The 15,335-nt window shown below is 70.4% G+C and carries 12 protein-coding genes; 8 read left to right on the top strand and 4 right to left on the bottom strand.

From position 1 onward, the window contains the following. The 3 genes from AB0O34_RS33245 to AB0O34_RS33235 form a co-directional block, all read right to left on the bottom strand. Nucleotides 1-910, bottom strand: a 910-nt coding sequence (locus tag AB0O34_RS33245; protein ID WP_363922325.1) for a glycosyltransferase family 2 protein, incomplete at its 3' end; no start/stop codon positions are given. A gap of 64 nt (nt 911-974) precedes the next feature. Further along, a complete protein-coding gene (locus AB0O34_RS33240) occupies nt 975-3,035 on the bottom strand; it encodes an N-acetylneuraminate synthase family protein (RefSeq protein WP_363922323.1) in 2,061 nt (686 codons plus the stop codon). Between the two features lie 147 nt (nt 3,036-3,182). Then, complete coding sequence (locus tag AB0O34_RS33235; protein WP_363922321.1) at nt 3,183-4,538, bottom strand: ATP-binding protein; 1,356 nt, start codon at nt 4,536-4,538, stop codon at nt 3,183-3,185. Nucleotides 4,539-4,765: 227 nt separating this feature from the next. Here AB0O34_RS33235 and AB0O34_RS33230 point away from each other — a divergent pair, with 227 nt between their 5' ends. Both AB0O34_RS33230 and AB0O34_RS33225 read left to right on the top strand, forming a co-directional pair. Beyond that, the gene (locus AB0O34_RS33230; protein WP_363922319.1) at nt 4,766-6,085 is read left to right on the top strand and encodes a hypothetical protein; all 1,320 of its coding nucleotides are present in this window, start codon (nt 4,766-4,768) and stop codon (nt 6,083-6,085) included. A gap of 139 nt (nt 6,086-6,224) precedes the next feature. Next, entirely contained in the window at nt 6,225-6,854 is a 630-nt protein-coding gene (locus AB0O34_RS33225; RefSeq protein WP_363922317.1) for an amino acid-binding protein, read from the top strand. On the opposite strand, the gene AB0O34_RS33220 is transcribed toward AB0O34_RS33225, so the two are convergent. Next, a complete protein-coding gene (locus AB0O34_RS33220) occupies nt 6,851-8,152 on the bottom strand; it encodes an ATP-binding cassette domain-containing protein (protein ID WP_363922315.1) in 1,302 nt (433 codons plus the stop codon). The two genes, AB0O34_RS33225 and AB0O34_RS33220, sit on opposite strands and share 4 nt — an antisense overlap. A 419-nt stretch (nt 8,153-8,571) precedes the next feature. On the opposite strand from AB0O34_RS33220, the gene AB0O34_RS33215 reads away from it, so the two are divergent. The 6 genes from AB0O34_RS33215 to AB0O34_RS33190 form a co-directional block, all read left to right on the top strand. Then, nucleotides 8,572-9,870: an extracellular solute-binding protein gene (locus tag AB0O34_RS33215; protein WP_363922313.1), complete on the top strand. Its 1,299-nt coding sequence runs from the start codon at nt 8,572-8,574 to the stop codon at nt 9,868-9,870. A 3-nt stretch (nt 9,871-9,873) separates the two neighbouring features. After that, nucleotides 9,874-10,869: a sugar ABC transporter permease gene (locus AB0O34_RS33210; protein ID WP_363922311.1), complete on the top strand. Its 996-nt coding sequence runs from the start codon at nt 9,874-9,876 to the stop codon at nt 10,867-10,869. Then, a complete protein-coding gene (locus AB0O34_RS33205; RefSeq protein ID WP_363922309.1) occupies nt 10,866-11,738 on the top strand; it encodes a carbohydrate ABC transporter permease in 873 nt (290 codons plus the stop codon). Before AB0O34_RS33210 ends, AB0O34_RS33205 begins: the two co-directional genes overlap by 4 nt. Before the next feature lie 49 nt (nt 11,739-11,787). Further along, nucleotides 11,788-13,404, top strand: coding sequence for a glycoside hydrolase family 13 protein (locus tag AB0O34_RS33200; protein ID WP_363922307.1), 1,617 nt, complete (start codon nt 11,788-11,790; stop codon nt 13,402-13,404). A gap of 10 nt (nt 13,405-13,414) precedes the next feature. Beyond that, complete coding sequence (locus AB0O34_RS33195) at nt 13,415-14,440, top strand: LacI family DNA-binding transcriptional regulator (RefSeq protein WP_363922305.1); 1,026 nt, start codon at nt 13,415-13,417, stop codon at nt 14,438-14,440. A 13-nt stretch (nt 14,441-14,453) separates the two neighbouring features. After that, nucleotides 14,454-15,335, top strand: an 882-nt coding sequence (locus AB0O34_RS33190) for a PfkB family carbohydrate kinase (protein ID WP_363922303.1), incomplete at its 3' end; no start/stop codon positions are given.

Here is a 15,335-nt window from a genome sequence, read left to right as displayed (position 1 = left end):
GCCCCGATCCCGCCACCAGGCTCGCCGGCAGGCCGGCGAGGACGTCCTGCGCCCTGGCCTCGAAACGGGCGCGGAGCGCGGGGGAGAAGCGGTCGCCCAGCTCCAGGTGGTGGGCCAGCAGGGCGCAGAAGGTGCGCACGGCCTTGGGCAGCAGGTCGGGCTCGTTCTCGACCTGCTTGAACACCAGCTCGAAGGCGTCGAAGAAGTGCAGCTGCCGCTCGTCGCCGATCTGGGTCAGCGACGAGGGCACCATGCGCCGGTAGAAGACGCCGGCGAGCGAGATCACCGCGAACGAGCGCGCCTCGCGGTGCAGCCGCCAGATCCAGGGACGGTCCTCGGCGGTGTGCAGGTGGCCGGGGAAGGCGAGCAGGTCGCCGAGCTCGCGCCGGTAGATCCCGGCCCAGGCGTACGGGTAGTCCACCATCGTCTTGGCGCCGGCGGGAAGGATGCGGTCCCTGGGCTTGAGCACCACCCCCCGCCTGGCCTCCGGCGCCCGGTGGACGACCCGCCTGCGCCCCTCCACCTGGACGTGGTCCACCCGGACGAAGTCGCAGCCGAGGCCGTCCATCGCGGCCACCAGGTCGGACAGGTAGCCCGGCGCCAGCCAGTCGTCGCCGTCCATGAAGGTGACATACCGGCCGGAGGCGAGGGACACGCCGGCGTTGCGCGCGTCCGCCAGGCCCGCCGGCGAGACGTTGCGCAGCACGGTCAGGCCCGGCAGGTCGTCGCGGAAGTCCTCGATGATCCGCGGGGTCGCGTCCACCGAGCCGTCGTCGACGACGATGAACTCGAAATCCCGCCGGGCGTTGCGCCGCAGCGAGGTGAGCGCGTCGGCGATGTACGGCTCGGCGTCCCGCACCGGCACCACGACGGACAGCGTGATCACCGGTGCCCCCCCAGCGTGCGTCACTTCGTGAACTCTCCTCTGGTCCTCAGACCCTGAGCGGGTCCTCGGACGGACGGGGTGTGGGTCGTCAGACGGTGACGCGGCGCAGGCGGGCCTTCGGGGCCTCCTCGCCGGGGAACACCCGCTTGACGCCGTCGCCGAGGGCGGACTCGATGATCCGGATGTCCCGCACCAGGTGCTCCAGCCCGCTCGGCTCCAGGGAGGCGGCGTGGTCGGAACCCCACATCGTGCGGTCCAGCGTGATGTGCCGCTCCACGGTCACCGCGCCGAGCGTGACGGCGGCCAGCGAGATCTGCAGGCCGCGCTCGTGCCCGGAGTAGCCCACCGGGACGCCGTACCGGTCCTGGAGGGTCATGATCGTGCGGAGGTTGGCCTCCTCGGGCGGCAGCGGGTAGGTGGAGGTGGCGTGCATCATCACGAGCTTGGAGGTGCCGAGGATCTCGACGGCCTCGTCGATCTCCGCGAGCGTCGACATGCCGGTCGACAGGATGATCGGCTTGCCGGTGGCGGCGAGGCGGCGGAGCAGCTCGTGGTCGGTCACGCCGGCCGAGGCGACCTTGTGCGTAACGACGTTCATGTCCTCCAGGAAGTCGACCGAGGGGATGTCCCACGGGGAGGCGAACCAGTCCAGGCCCCGCTCGGCGCAGTACTTCGCGATCTGGGTGTACTCGTCGCGGCCGAACTCGGTCCGGATCTTGTACTCCATGTAGGTCATCTCGCCCCACGGAGTCTGCCTGATCTGGCCGCGCTGCTCGACCGGCACGCAGATCTCAGGCGTGCGCTTCTGGAACTTCACGGCCTGGCAGCCGGCGTCGGCGGCGACGTCGATGAGCCGGCGCGCGATGTCCAGGTCGCCGTTGTGGTTGATGCCGATCTCACCGATGACGTACACCGGCTGCCCGGGGCCGACCAGCGACTCGCCGATCTGGACCGGGGCGCCCTTGACCCGGAGCGTGGCGCGCGGGCCCGCGGCCGTGGGCTCGGCGTCGATGGGGCGTGAGGCGAGCACGCGGTCGCACAGCTCGCGCACGGCGCCCGCGCCGCCCTGGTGGTCGAGCACGATGCGGGCGGCGGCCCGTACGCGGGGGTGGGCGTCGGGCACGGTGACCGGCCAGCCGACCAGGTCCATGCAGCCGAGGTCGTTCACGTCGTTGCCGACGTAGGCCACGCGTGCGGGGTCCAGGCCCTCGATGCTCAGCCAGTCGCGCAGCGCGGTGTGCTTGGAGGCGAGGCCCTGCAGGACCGGCACGCCGAGCTTGCGGGCGCGGGCGGCCACGACCGGGTTGCGCTCGGTCGACAGGATCAGCAGCTTCACGCCCGACCGCCTGAGCAGGGAGATCCCGAGGCCGTCGGAACGGCTGACGGCGACCGTCTCGCGGCCGTCCTGGTCGACGTACACCAGGTCGTCGGTGTGCACGCCGTCGAAGTCGGTGATCACCGCGTCCACGTCGAGCGGTCCGGGCTGGTCCACGAACGGCGCGAGCGCCCGTACGATCTCCAGGTCCTCGGGGGTGTCGACCTCGATGGCGTGGCGCGAGGGCACGGGCTGGACGGCGACGGTGCCGAAGAACCGGTGCCCGTGCTCCCGCAGTCCGGCGGTGCGGATGGCGTAGAAGGCCCCGGTCTCGCGGTACTCGGGCTCGCGGTCCTGGCGGCGCGGCCGGTGGGCCGGGTCGTGGTTGATCCCGCTCACGCCCCCGTCACGGGCGGCCCACACGAACTCGTGGGTGGCGAGCCCGGAGAAGACGACGTCGGCCGTCCCGTCGAGGACCTTGGCGACCGCGGCGTCCAGGTCGGCGGGGTCGATGAAGGCGCTGGTGCACTGGACGAGCACGACGACCTCGGGGTCGGCGCCGAGCTGGCCGAGGGCGTGCAGCAGGGCCGACTCGCTGGAGGCGGTGGAGCCGCTCAGCTCGGCGGGACGCTGGATCACGCGGGCGCCCGCTGCCCTGGCGGCGGCGGAGATCCCCTCGTGGTCGGTACTGACCACGACCTCGTCGATCAGCTCGGTCCCCGCGCAGGAAGCCACCGCGCGGGCCACCAGGGGCGTGCCGCCCACCTTGGCCAGGTTCTTGAGCGGGACGCCCGCAGAACCTCCACGGGCGGGGACGACGGCCAGGACTCGCAAGGTGACTCCTCGATATGCGGCGTGACGAGCGCTCGTCGCGGCGACACGCTCGTAAGGTGTCACGCACGCTAACCACCGGTGCCATCCCGCGAGGGGAGCCTGAGCTGAACGCCCAGCGTCGCTCCTGTTAACTCTTGGCGAGGCCAACTAGTCGATCATCGGCAGCCGCAGGACGAACCTGGTGCCCTCGGGGACGTCCTCGACGTGCAGCGTCCCGCCGTGCGCGATGGCGACGTCGCGCGCCATGGCGAGCCCGAGGCCGGTGCCGCCCCGGTCCCTGCTGCGCGACTCGTCGAGCCGGGCGAAACGGTGGAAGACGCGTTCCCGGTCCTTCTCGGCGATGCGGTCGCCGTCGTTGGTGACGGCCAGGACGGCGGTGCGGTGCGAGCCGCTCACCTCCACCTTGATCATGCTGGAGGCGTGGCGCCGCGCGTTGTCCAGCAGGTTGCCGATCACCCTGAACAGTTGCGTCCGCACGCCGAGCACGACCACGTCCTGCTGGAAGTCCGTGGTGACCGGCACCTGAGCCGGACGGCGGGCGATCTCCTCGGCCGCCAGCTGCCCGAGGTCGACGCACTCCTGCACGGCCGGACCGCTCGATCCGAGCCTCGCCATGAACAGCAGGTCGGTGATGATCACCTCCACCCGGTCGGTGTCGCGCAGGGCGCCGTCCACCAGGCTCGACAGGTCGGTGTCCTCCGGATGCAGCCGCGCCTCCTCCAGTTGCGCGCGGAGCCCGGCGATCGGGGTGCGCAGCTCGTGGGAGGCGTCGGCGGCGAACCGCCGCTGCTGCTCGACCGAGTGCTCCAGGCGGGCCAGGGTGCTGTTGACCGTCCTCGCCAGGTTGGAGATCTCGTCCTCGCCGGGTGGCTCCTGGACCCGGCGCGACAGGTCGCTCACGGTGATGTGGGCGAGCTCGGCCTGGATGTTGTCGACCGTGCGGAGCCCGCGGTCGGCCCCCTTCCAGGCGATCCAGCCGATCAGGCCGGTCAGCGCCGCTATATGGAGGCCCACGGCCACGTCCAGGATCCGGGTGGACAGCACGGCGGGGGTGCGTTTCGCGGCGTACACGACCGGTGAGCCGGGCTTGGCGTCGGCCAGGGTCGCCGTCACGTGGAAGCAGCCCCTGGAGGTCCGGGGGCACGTCGTGAAGTCGACGAGCCGGTCGGGGATGTCGGGCCGTACGTCGCTGATCGGGGACATCCCGCCGGCCTTGGCCGTCGCGGCCAGCAGGTGACCGCCCGGGCCGACCACCTGGATGACGTCGACGCCGCCGGGACCGGGCGCGATGGGGTTGCGCAGGGTCGTGTTCCGGTACGCCACGACGATCTGGGAGGCGGCCTCCCTGGTCTCACGCCAGATGGACGTGGCGACCGCGCCCCTGATGACCATGTCGGCCGCGAGGCCGAGGGGGATCAGGAAGAGGCCCGCCAGCACGAGGGCGAGAAGGGTGACCTGCCCCCGGATGGATCGAGGCCATACGGCGGCCCATGGGAGGGACATTGGCAAAGGCTACTGGCGGGCATCTCCGCCAAGATCCGCGAGGCGGGAAAGAGGTGCTCAAGGGATGGCAAAGCCGCCGGGTGCGCACGCGGGCGACACGCCGGGGCGGCCTACCGTCCGGCGTGTCGGATCACCGATCCGGTCGCTCGCCTGGTTGTGGGTCTCGCGGTGCCGACCTCTGACCGCTACCGTGGCGTCAGCGATCTTTTAACCCGAAGTGTGGTGTTATGACGCCGAACCTTTGGCGAGCGGGCCTGTCGTTGCCGTTGACGTTACTGCTGCTCGCCGTCCCGGCGGCGGCGCGAGCCATATCTGAGGGACCCCTGGGCGCGACCCCTCTGGAACGTTCCGGGGTCGCGGCGGGCAGGGTGTACTACGTGGACGCCAGGGCGGGCGACGACGACGCGCCGGGCACCTCTCCGGGCAAGGCCTGGCGCTCGCTCGACCGGGCGAGCTCCGCCCGCCTGCGTCCGGGCGACACGCTGCTCCTGCGGCGGGACGGCCGGTGGAAGGGCACGCTGACGCTCAAGGGCAAGGGCACGGACGCCCGGCACATCACGGTCGGCTCGTACGGCAAGGGCGCCCGGCCGAGGATCAGCGGGAGGGACGGCGACTGCGTGGTGGTCGAGGGCTCCTACTGGCGGATCTCCGACCTGCGGGCGAGCGACTGCGGGTGGGGCGGCTTCAGGATCGACGGCCGCCACAACGACCTGTGGGACGTGTACGCCGACCGCAACGTGGCGGGCGTCTGGGTGACGGAACGGGGCGCACACAACGTCATCCGCGACAGCCAGATGATCGGCAACGACCGGATGAGCGTCGACGACAGCGAGCCGGACAACGACTCCGGCGCGTTCGGCGTGCTGCTGAACGGCGACGACAACCGCGTCGTCGGCAACCTCATCGTCGGCAGCTACGCCTCCAGCCAGGACTACGTCTCCGACGGCGCGGCCGTGGAGGTGTACGACGGCGACCGGAACCTCGTCGCGCACAACGTCGCGCGGGACAACGAGACCTTCACCGAGCTCGGCCACAGCCCCGGCGGGACCGCCAAGGAGAATCTCTTCGCCAACAACGTGGTGACGTCGGGGCGGAAGAGGGGATCGTTCCTCATCACCCGCGGCTCCGGTCACGCCGTCGGGCCGGTCACGGGCACGGTGGCGGTCAACAACTCGGTGTACCTCCCGGCGCGCAAGACCATAGGCGTCTCCTGTGCCGACGGCTGCTCCCGGAAGATCCTCGCGCTGCGCAACAACGCCATCAAGGTCGGTGGCAAGGTGGGATTCGAGGACGGCTCGGGAATCGACGACGCGGGCGGCGTCTACGACGGCAGGTCCACCGGCTTCAAGCTCGGGCACCGGTCGATCCACGAGGATCCGGGCTTTCGCAGCCGCCATGACCTGCGGCTACGCCCCGGAGCGCCCGCCATCGGCCAGGGGGTGCCGCTCGGCCCCTCGTGGTACGGCGGCGCGGGGCTGGCGTACGACGCGGCGGGACGGGCCATTCCACGCTCGAAGAACCCGGACGCGGGCGCATATCAATACTGAATTGGATTTATTTCGGACATATCTTCGGAACATCGCCGAAACCTCCATCCAGGACGCTGTGTGGCGTGGTGCAGTAGATGAAAGAAACAGGAGGTCGGCCCGTATACGTGGTTCGGCTGGATATGCAGAGGTGGTGGTGATGGTGCTACGGATCCGCGTTTCGCTTCCCGATCGCCCGGGGGTGCTCGGACAGGTGGCCCGATCCTTCGGGGTGCTCGGTGCGGACATCCTCCAGGTGACGGTCCTGGAGCGGGAGGCCGGCCGGGCGGTGGACGACTTCACCCTGTCATGGCCGGGCGGGTTCGCCGCCGACGAGCTGCGCGAGCGCCTGTCGGTCGTGCCGGGAGTGCGCATCGAGGGCGTGTGGCCCACCAGGGAGGCGCCGGGGACCAGCCCCGACTACGACCTGCTCGGCCACGTGGTGTCCGACTCCGAGCGCGCCTTCGTGACCCTGGTCGACGCGGCGCCCGACCTGGTGAGCGCCGAGTGGGCGGTCGCCGTGGACTCCGACACCGGCGCCGTCGTGCACGGAAGCTGGCAGGCCCCGGGCGTGGACGAGATGCCCGACCTCACGCCCCTGCGTCCTGCCGCGTTCAGCGAGGGGCCGCTGCACCTGCTGAGCCTGCCGATGAAGAGCGCCGGCCTGCACCTGGTGGTGGCGCGCACGGAAGGCCCGGCCTTCCACCAGGTGGAGCTGGACAAGGTGGTACGGGTGGTGGAGATCGTGTCCCAGCTCGCGCGCCCGGCGGTCGACCGCACGGTCGCCTAGCGGCGGGGCGGGTCGATCCGGTTGCCCTCGATGGTGAACAGCATGAGCCTGCTGAGGTCCACGGCCACGCGGCCGTGTTCCCCGGCGCGCCAGACCGGCCGCGAGCCCAGGCGCACGACGAGGTCGGCCCGGCGGTGGGTGCCGCTGCCGGGCGCCGCGGGGGAGAAGTACTCGGGGGCCTGCTCCTCCCCGCCGGAGATGAGGCGCCGCATCATCGAGCGCACCTTGCCGGTCGTGCCGTTGGCGGCGTGCCCGTTGCCGTTGGCGTGCCCGTTGGCGGCGGGGCTCGGCTCCGGCTCGGGGGCGGGCACCACGGGGATGCCGACCTCCAGGTAGGCGAGCCATTCGTGCCCGTGGTACTCCAGCGTCCTGACCCTGCCGGTGAAGTGCGGGCCGTCGACGCCTTCGGGGATGGGGGTCAGCCCGTCGGGGCGGATGCCGACGATGATCTGGCTGCCGGTGTGCTGCGATACGGCGTAGGCCCGGGGATCGGTCCAGGGCATCGTGATCTGGTGGAGCCCGAAGTCCAGCATGATGTACTGGTTCTGCGGGGTCTTGACCGTCGCCGACAGCAGGTTGATCTGCTGTGAGCTGAGGAAGGCCGCCACGAACGCCGTCGCGGGGTCGTTGTAGATCTGCCCGGGGGTGCCGACGTCCTGCAGGACGCCGCGGTTCATGATGGCGATGCGGTCGGCCAGGGTGAGGGCCTCCACCTGGTCGTGCGTGACGTAGATCGTCGTCACGCCGAGCGCCCGCACCAGTGACGAGATCTCCATGCGTAACTCGGTGCGCATGCCGGCGTCGAGGTTCGACAGCGGCTCGTCCATGAGGAACAGCGACGGCTGCCTGACGATGGCCCTGCCCATCGCGACGCGTTGGCGCTGGCCGCCCGAGAGCGTTCCAGGGCGACGGTCCAGCGTCTCGTCGATGTGGAGCGCCTTGGAGAGCTCGGTCACCCGTTCCCTGACCATGGCGGGATCGGCCTTGGCGATCTCCAGCGGGAACGAGATGTTGCCCCGGACGGTGCGGTGGGGGTAGAGGGCGCCGTTCTGGAAGACCATCGCGACATCGCGGTCACGGGGGGCCAGGTCATTGGCTATCCGCCCGTCGAGGTACAGATCCCCCGAAGTGATCTCCTCAAGCCCTGCGATCATCCGCAGCAGCGTGGACTTGCCGCATCCGGATGGACCAAGCAGGACGAGCAGTTCGCCCTCTTCCGCGCGCAGGCTCATGCGATCGACCGCGAGATGCCCCCCGGGGTACACCTTTGTCACGCTGTCGAGAACGACGGTACTCATCGTCACTCGTTCCTCCCGGGCATCGAAACCCGGATCCCAGCCGTCATTGTGATTGATGAGGTAGTACATCGCGTCGTGGGCCACTGTGTCCATACATGAGGTGAGAAATCGCTCATCTGCCGGTTACTTGACCGTTGCCTGTCTGTAGAGGTCAGGACAGATAGGAAGGACGGCGCCGCCGGGGGTGCCCGGTGGAGGGGCGCCGGAGGCGCGGACGCGGGCCGGCGCGCTGGTCCGCGCCGGTAATGCGGATGTAATGACAGACGTGTCACAATTTGCAGAAAGTTTCCGAAAGGTCTTTCATGTCTGTTCACGTGGCTGTTACGTTCCGCGTACCCCGGTGATGCCGTCTGCCCTCGGGGACGCGGACGGGATCGGCCGATCCTCTGGGCAATGAAGCTGAGCAAGGAGTGCACAACATGCGGCGAGGCATCTCGGTCGCGGCGACAGCCGCGGCGCTCGCGCTGGCGGTCTCCGCCTGTGGCGGCGAGGACACCACCAATCAGTCGGCCGCTCCGGCCACGAGCGCCGGCGCCGCTGACGTCTCCGGCGAGGTGACGTGGTGGGACACCTCTGACGCCACCAACGAGGGTCCCGTGTTCCAGGAGCTGATCAAGGACTTCCAGGCGAAGTACCCGAAGATCAAGGTCAACTACGTCAACGTCCCCTTCGCCGACGCGCAGAACAAGTTCAAGACCGCCGCGCAGAGCGGCGCCGGCGCGCCGGACGTGCTCCGCGCCGACGTCGGCTGGGTGGCCGAGTTCGCCTCCCTGGGCTACCTCGCACCTCTCGAGGGCACCCCGGCCCTCGACCAGCCCGCGGACTTCCTCCCGAGCCCGGCGGGCAGCGGCAAGTACAACGGCAAGACGTACGGCATCCCGCAGGTCACCGACACGCTCGGCCTGCTGTACAACAAGGAGCTGCTGAAGAAGGCCGGCCACGACGCCCCGCCGAAGACCTTCGCCGAGCTCAAGCAGTTCGCGAAGGACGTCAAGTCCAAGGCCGGGGCCGACGGCCTGGCGCTGAACGTCGACGCCTACTTCCTGCTGCCGTTCATCTACGGCGAGGGCGGCGACCTGCTCGACGTCAACACCAAGAAGATCACCGTCGCCTCGCAGCAGTCCGTGGCGGGCCTGAAGGTGGTCGAGGACCTGATCAAGTCCGGCGCCGCGTCCAAGCCGGCGATCCAGGACAGCTACACCAACGCCGAGACCGCCTTCAAGGAGGGCAAGGCCGCGATGATCTTCAACGGCCCGTGGTCGAACACCGACAACCTCGGCGGCAAGGTGTTCAAGGACAAGCCCGACAACTTCGGCATCGCCCCGGTCCCGGCCGGCTCGGTCAAGGCGGGCGCCCCGACCGGCGGCCACGACTACACCGTGTACGCGGGCTCCAAGAACCTCGACGCGTCCTACCTGTTCGTAAAGTTCATGGACTCCGCCGAGAGCCAGGCCAAGATCGCCGGCAAGCTCGGCCTGCTGCCGACCCGCCAGTCGGCCTACAGCATGCCCGAGGCGCAGGCCAACGAGATGATCGGCCGCTGGAAGGAGCCCATGACCGCCGCCGTCGAGCGCCCGTGGATCCCCGAGGCCGGCCAGCTCTTCCAGCCGCTCGTGGAGGGCTACCAGAAGCTCGCCACCGGTGGCACCACCAGCGAGCAGATGGCCCAGGACGTGGCCAAGGCCTATCAGGGCCTGCTCAAGGGCTGGAGCCTGTGACCGATGACGACCCAGGTCGTTGACGGAACGGCCGCGGGCGCGTCCGCCCGCGGCCGTGCCCGCCGCCCGAGGCCGGGCGGGAGGACGGGCAGGTTCCTCGCCAGGCACTGGTACGCCTGGGCCATGTGCGCCCCGGTCGTCATCGTGACGCTCGTGCTGATCGGGTACCCGCTGGTGCGCGGCGTCTACCTGTCGCTCACCGACGCGACCGAGGCCAACATGGGCCGCACGATCGGGATGAACACCATCCCCTCGACGTACGAGTTCGTCGGGCTGTCCAACTACGCCGACATCGTGACCTCCAGCGAGTTCCTGTCCCGGCTCCTGTGGACGGTCATCTGGACCGTCGTCTGCGTCGCCCTGCACTACGGCATCGGGCTCGGCCTCGCGCTGCTGCTCAACCGGCCGCTGCGGTTCAGGTCGGTCTACCGCATGATGCTCGTGCTCCCGTGGGCCGTGCCGGCGTTCGTCTCGGCGTTCATCTGGCGGTACCTGCTGAACGGCGAGTTCGGCGTCGTCAACGCGATGCTGCGGGCCGCGGGCTTCGGCGGCCTCGACTGGCTGGACGACCCGTTCTGGGCCAAGGTCTCGGTGATCACCGTGAACGTCTGGCTCGGCGTGCCGTTCATGATGCTCGCGCTGCTCGGCGGCCTGCAGTCCATCCCGCGCGAGCTGTACGAGGCGGCCGAGGTCGACGGCGCCACGCCGTGGCAGCGTTTCAGGAACATCACCCTGCCCGGGCTGCGGCCGGTGTCCAGCACGGTGGTCCTGCTCGGCACCATCTGGACCTTCAACCAGTTCCCGGTCATCTACCTGGTCACGAAGGGCGGGCCAGGCGGGTCCAGCGAGATCCTCGTGACCTACGCCTACCGGCAGGCCTTCGAAGGCATCAGGAACTATTCGGGATCGGCCGCGTGGGGTGTGCTCATCCTCGCGCTCCTCGTCGTCATGGCCGTGGTCTACCGCCGCGCGCTGCGCCGGCAGGGGGAGGCGTGGTGAGCACCGTCGGGCACGCCCGGGCGTCGCGCCGCGGAGGACGTTCCTCACGCGGAGCCGGCGCGTCCATCGCCCTGCACCTCACGTTGATCGTGGCCAGCGTGATCGCGGTCTTCCCGGTCGCCTGGCTGGTTTTGACCTCGCTCAAGCCGAGGGACGCCTGGCAGTCCACCACGGTGGAGCTCTTCAACCACCCGAGCCTGGACAACTACACCCAGGTGCTCGGCCAGACGGCGTTCCCGCGCTGGCTGTTCAACTCGCTGCTCGTGGCCGCCCTGACGACCGTGCTCGGCGTGGTGCTGTCGGCGACCACCGGCTACGCGGTCAGCCGCTTCCGCTTCCCGGGGTTCCGGTCGATCATGTGGATGCTGCTGATCACGCAGATGTTCCCGGTGGCGATCCTCATCGTGCCCATCTACAACCTCATGGCCGGGCTGGGGCTCATCAACCAGTTCCCCGGCCTGGTGATCGCCTACCTGACCTCGACGATCCCCTTCTGCGCCTGGATGATGAAGGGCTACTTCGACACGGTCCCCGTCGAGATCGACGAGGCGGGACGGGTCGACGGGCTCACCCCCTTCGGCACCTTCTGGCGGCTGATCCTGCCGCTGTCCAAGCCCGGGCTCGCCGTCGCGGCGTTCTACTCCTTCATCACCGCCTGGGCGGAGGTCGCGTACGCGACCGCGTTCATGACCGGCGACGACAAGTACACCCTGGCCGTCGGCATCGGGCAGTTCGTCGGCCAGCACAAGGCCGAGTGGGGCCTGCTCACCGCGTCCTCCGTGCTGATCGCGGTGCCGGCGGCGGTGGTCTTCCTGCTCGTCCAGCGCAACCTCGTAACCGGCCTGACGGCCGGCGCCACGAAGTCCTGACACCACCGTGGTATCAGAACCTGATATTTCGGAGAATCGGGGGATCCCAATGACCGACGTGGTCCGTGAAGCCCGTCCCGTCGAGACCGGCACCCGCTGGTGGCGGGACGCGGTGATCTACCAGGTCTACGTGCGCAGCTTCGCCGACGGCAACGGCGACGGCGTCGGCGACCTGCTCGGGGTCCGCAGCCGGCTGGACTACCTGGCCGGGCTGGGCGTGGACGCCATCTGGCTCACGCCCTTCTACACCTCGCCGATGGCCGACTTCGGCTACGACGTCGCCGACTACCGGGACGTAGACCCGATCTTCGGCACGCTGGCGGACGCCAAAGCGCTGATCGAGGACGCGCACCGGTACGGGATGAAGATCATCACCGACGTGGTGCCGAACCACACCTCCGACCGGCACGCCTGGTTCGAGGCGGCCGTGCAGGCGGGCCCCGGCAGCCCCGAGCGCGAGCGGTACGTCTTTCGCGCGGGACGGGGCGAGGCCGGGGAACTGCCGCCCAACGACTGGGAGTCGGTGTTCGGCGGCCCCGCGTGGACGCGCCTGCCAGGCGGCGAGTGGTACCTCCACCTGTTCGCCCCCGAGCAGCCCGACCTGAACTGGGAGAACCCCGAGGTCCACGCGGAGTTCGAGGCGATCCTGCGCTTCTGGCTCGACCTCGGCGTGGACGGCTTCCGCATCGACGTCGCCCACGGCATGGTCAAGGCCGAGGGGCTTCCCGACATCGGTTCCAGCGGCCAGATCGAGATGCTGGGCACCACGATCCTGCCCTACTTCGACCAGGACGGCGTCCACGAGATCCACCGGACCTGGCGCCGCCTGCTGGACTCCTACGACGGCGAGCGCATCGGCGTCGCCGAGGCCTGGGCGCCGTCGCAGGAGCGCCTCGCCCGGTACGTACGGCCCGACGAACTGCACCAGGCCTTCAACTTCCACTTCCTGAAGACGCCGTGGGACGCCGAGATGCTGCGCGGAGTGATCGACGAGTCGCTCGCCACCGTCGGTCCCGTCGGCGCGCCGACGACGTGGGTGCTGTCCAACCACGACGTCAAGCGGCACGTGACGCGGTACGGCGACGGTGAGCTCGGCCTGCGCCGGGCCCGCGCGGCGGCCCTGCTGATGCTGGCCCTGCCCGGCTCCGCCTACGTCTACCAGGGCGAGGAGCTCGGCCTGCCCGAGGTGCTCGATCTGCCCGAGGAGGTCTGCCAGGACCCGCAGCGGCTGCGGGCCCCCGAGGACGGCCGCGACGGCTGCCGCGTCCCGATCCCGTGGGCCCACTCCGAGCCGCCCTTCGGGTTCAGCCCGCCGGGGATCGAGGAGACCTGGCTGCCGGTCCCCGCCACCTGGGGTGCGCTCAGCGTGGAGTCCCAGCTCGGCGATCCCGGCTCGACGCTGTCGCTGTACCGCACGGCGCTGCGGTTGCGGCGCGAGCACCCGGCGCTCGGCGACGGCTCGATGGAGTGGATGGAGTCTCCCGCCGAGACGCTGATCTTCGCCCGTGGCGGCACGTTCGCCTGCACGGTGAACACCTCCGCCGAGCCGGTCGAGCTGCCCCGGCCGGGCACCCTCCTCATCTCCAGCGCCCCCGTGGCCGGAGAGGGCGACGTCGTACGGCTGGCGCCGGATTCCGCCGCATGGTGGGCGCTCGGTGATGCGTAAAGTAGCGGCCATGAACGGTAACGCCCGGCTGTCCGACATCGCAGCCCAGGCGGGCGTGAGCGAGGCCACGGTCAGCCGCGTGCTGAACGGCAAGTCCGGCGTGTCCGCCAGTACGCGCCAGCTCGTTCTGACGGCGCTCGACCTCATGGGGTACGAGCGCCCGCAGCGGCTGCGCCAGCGCAGCAACGGCCTGATCGGCCTGGTCACCCCCGAGCTGGACAACCCGATCTTCCCGGCGTTCGCCCAGGCGATCGAGAAGTCGCTGACCCAGCACGGCTACACGCCCGTGCTCTGCACGCAGAGCCCGGGCGGCGCCCCCGAGGACGAGTTCACCGAGCTGCTGCTGGAGCGCGACGTCAGCGGCATCATCTTCGTCTCGGGCCTGCACGCCGACACCACAGCCCGCATGGATCGTTACACCAGGCTCACCGACCGGGGGCTGCCGATCGTGCTGGTCGACGGCTACAGCGAGCACATCGAGGCGCCGTTCATCTCGCCGGACGACCGGCTGGCGTCCCGCCTGGCCGTCCAGCACCTGGTCGACCTCGGGCACGAGCGCATCGGCCTCGCGCTCGGCCAGCGGCGCTTCGTACCGGTCATCCGCAAGATCGAGGGCTTCACGCAGGCGATGTCGCAGCTGCTCGGCGTCTCGGGCTGCGACGAGCTGATCCAGCACTCGCTGTTCTCTGTGGAGGGCGGGCAGGCCGCGGCCGGGGCGCTGATCGAGCGCGGCTGCACGGGCATCGTCTGCGCGAGCGACCTGATGGCGCTCGGCGCGATCAGGGCCGCGCGCGAGCGGGGCCTGTCGGTGCCGGGCGACATCTCGGTCGTCGGCTTCGACGACTCCCCGCTGATCGCCTTCACCGACCCGCCCCTCACCACCGTGCGCAAGCCCATCGGCGCGATGGCCTCGGCGGCGGTCCAGACGCTGCTGGAGGAGATCAACGGGGCGGCGCCCAAGAACATCGAGCTGGTCTTCCAGCCCGAGCTCGTCGTCCGCGGCTCCACCGGCTCCGGCCCCCTCGTCAACCGCTGATCCCGGAGTGAACATGAGCCCCGGCCCGCTGTACGACGTCGTGGTGGTCGGGGGCGCCGGTGTCGACACCACCGTGTACGTGCCCGAGCTGCCGCTGCCGTACGCCGACACCTACGGCGTGCCGCCGGTGATCGACCGCATCGGCAACACCGGAAGCGGGGTCCTCCTCGGCTGCCACGCCCTCGGCCTGCGGGCCAGGCTTATCGACCTGATCGGCGACGATCCCCAGGGCGCGCTCATCCGCGAGCACCTCGCCGCCCGCGGCGCCGACTTCGGGTGGGAGATCGTGCCCGAGGGCACCAGGCGCAGCGTGCTGCTGGTCGGCCCCGACGGGCGGCGGCTCTCGCTCTACGACCCGCGCGCCGCCGCCGGGCAGCGCCTGCCCCGCGACCTCTACCTCCCCGCGATCAGCCGGGCGCGGCACGTCCACGTGTCCATCACCGACTTCTCCCGCCACCTGTACCCCGAGCTGCTGGAGCTGGGGGTCCCGGTCTCGACCGACCTGCACGACTGGGACGGGGTGAACGACTACCACGGGGACTTCGCCTACTCCTCCGACGTGGTCTTCCTGTCGGCGGCCAAGCTCCCCGACCCGGCCCCGGTGATGCGCGGCATCCTTACTCGTGGCCGTGCGTCCCTGGTCGTCTGCACGGCCGGCGCCTCCGGGGCGTACCTGCTCGGCGACGCGTCCGGCGAGGTCGCGCACTTCCCGGCCGCCCCGATTCCCGGCCCGGTGGTCGACAGCAACGGAGCGGGCGACGCGTTCGTGTCGGGGTTCCTCTACGGCCGGCTGCGCGGCCTGCCGCCGGAGGAGTGCGTGCGCCTCGGCGCCGTCGCCGGCGCGCACGCCTGCACCGCCGAGGGCACCCATGAGAGCCCGATCGACGAGGAGACC

The organism is Sphaerisporangium sp. NPDC088356, from assembly GCF_040685555.1.
In the GTDB taxonomy this organism is placed as follows: Bacteria; Actinomycetota; Actinomycetes; order Streptosporangiales; family Streptosporangiaceae; genus Sphaerisporangium.
Note: the sequence above shows the minus strand (reverse complement) of the source record. Positions and strands in the feature narration are given on the sequence as shown.

Excerpts from the sequence above, each read along its gene's own strand:
- AB0O34_RS33235 (WP_363922321.1), bottom strand. The coding sequence starts at position 4,538 with ATGTCCCTCCCATGGGCCGCCGTATGGCCTCGATCCATCCGGGGGCAG.
- AB0O34_RS33230 (WP_363922319.1), top strand. The coding sequence starts at position 4,766 with ATGACGCCGAACCTTTGGCGAGCGGGCCTGTCGTTGCCGTTGACGTTA.
- AB0O34_RS33225 (WP_363922317.1), top strand. The coding sequence starts at position 6,225 with ATGGTGCTACGGATCCGCGTTTCGCTTCCCGATCGCCCGGGGGTGCTC.
- AB0O34_RS33220 (WP_363922315.1), bottom strand. The coding sequence starts at position 8,152 with ATGAGTACCGTCGTTCTCGACAGCGTGACAAAGGTGTACCCCGGGGGG.
- AB0O34_RS33215 (WP_363922313.1), top strand. The coding sequence starts at position 8,572 with ATGCGGCGAGGCATCTCGGTCGCGGCGACAGCCGCGGCGCTCGCGCTG.
- AB0O34_RS33210 (WP_363922311.1), top strand. The coding sequence starts at position 9,874 with ATGACGACCCAGGTCGTTGACGGAACGGCCGCGGGCGCGTCCGCCCGC.
- AB0O34_RS33200 (WP_363922307.1), top strand. The coding sequence starts at position 11,788 with ATGACCGACGTGGTCCGTGAAGCCCGTCCCGTCGAGACCGGCACCCGC.
- AB0O34_RS33195 (WP_363922305.1), top strand. The coding sequence starts at position 13,415 with ATGAACGGTAACGCCCGGCTGTCCGACATCGCAGCCCAGGCGGGCGTG.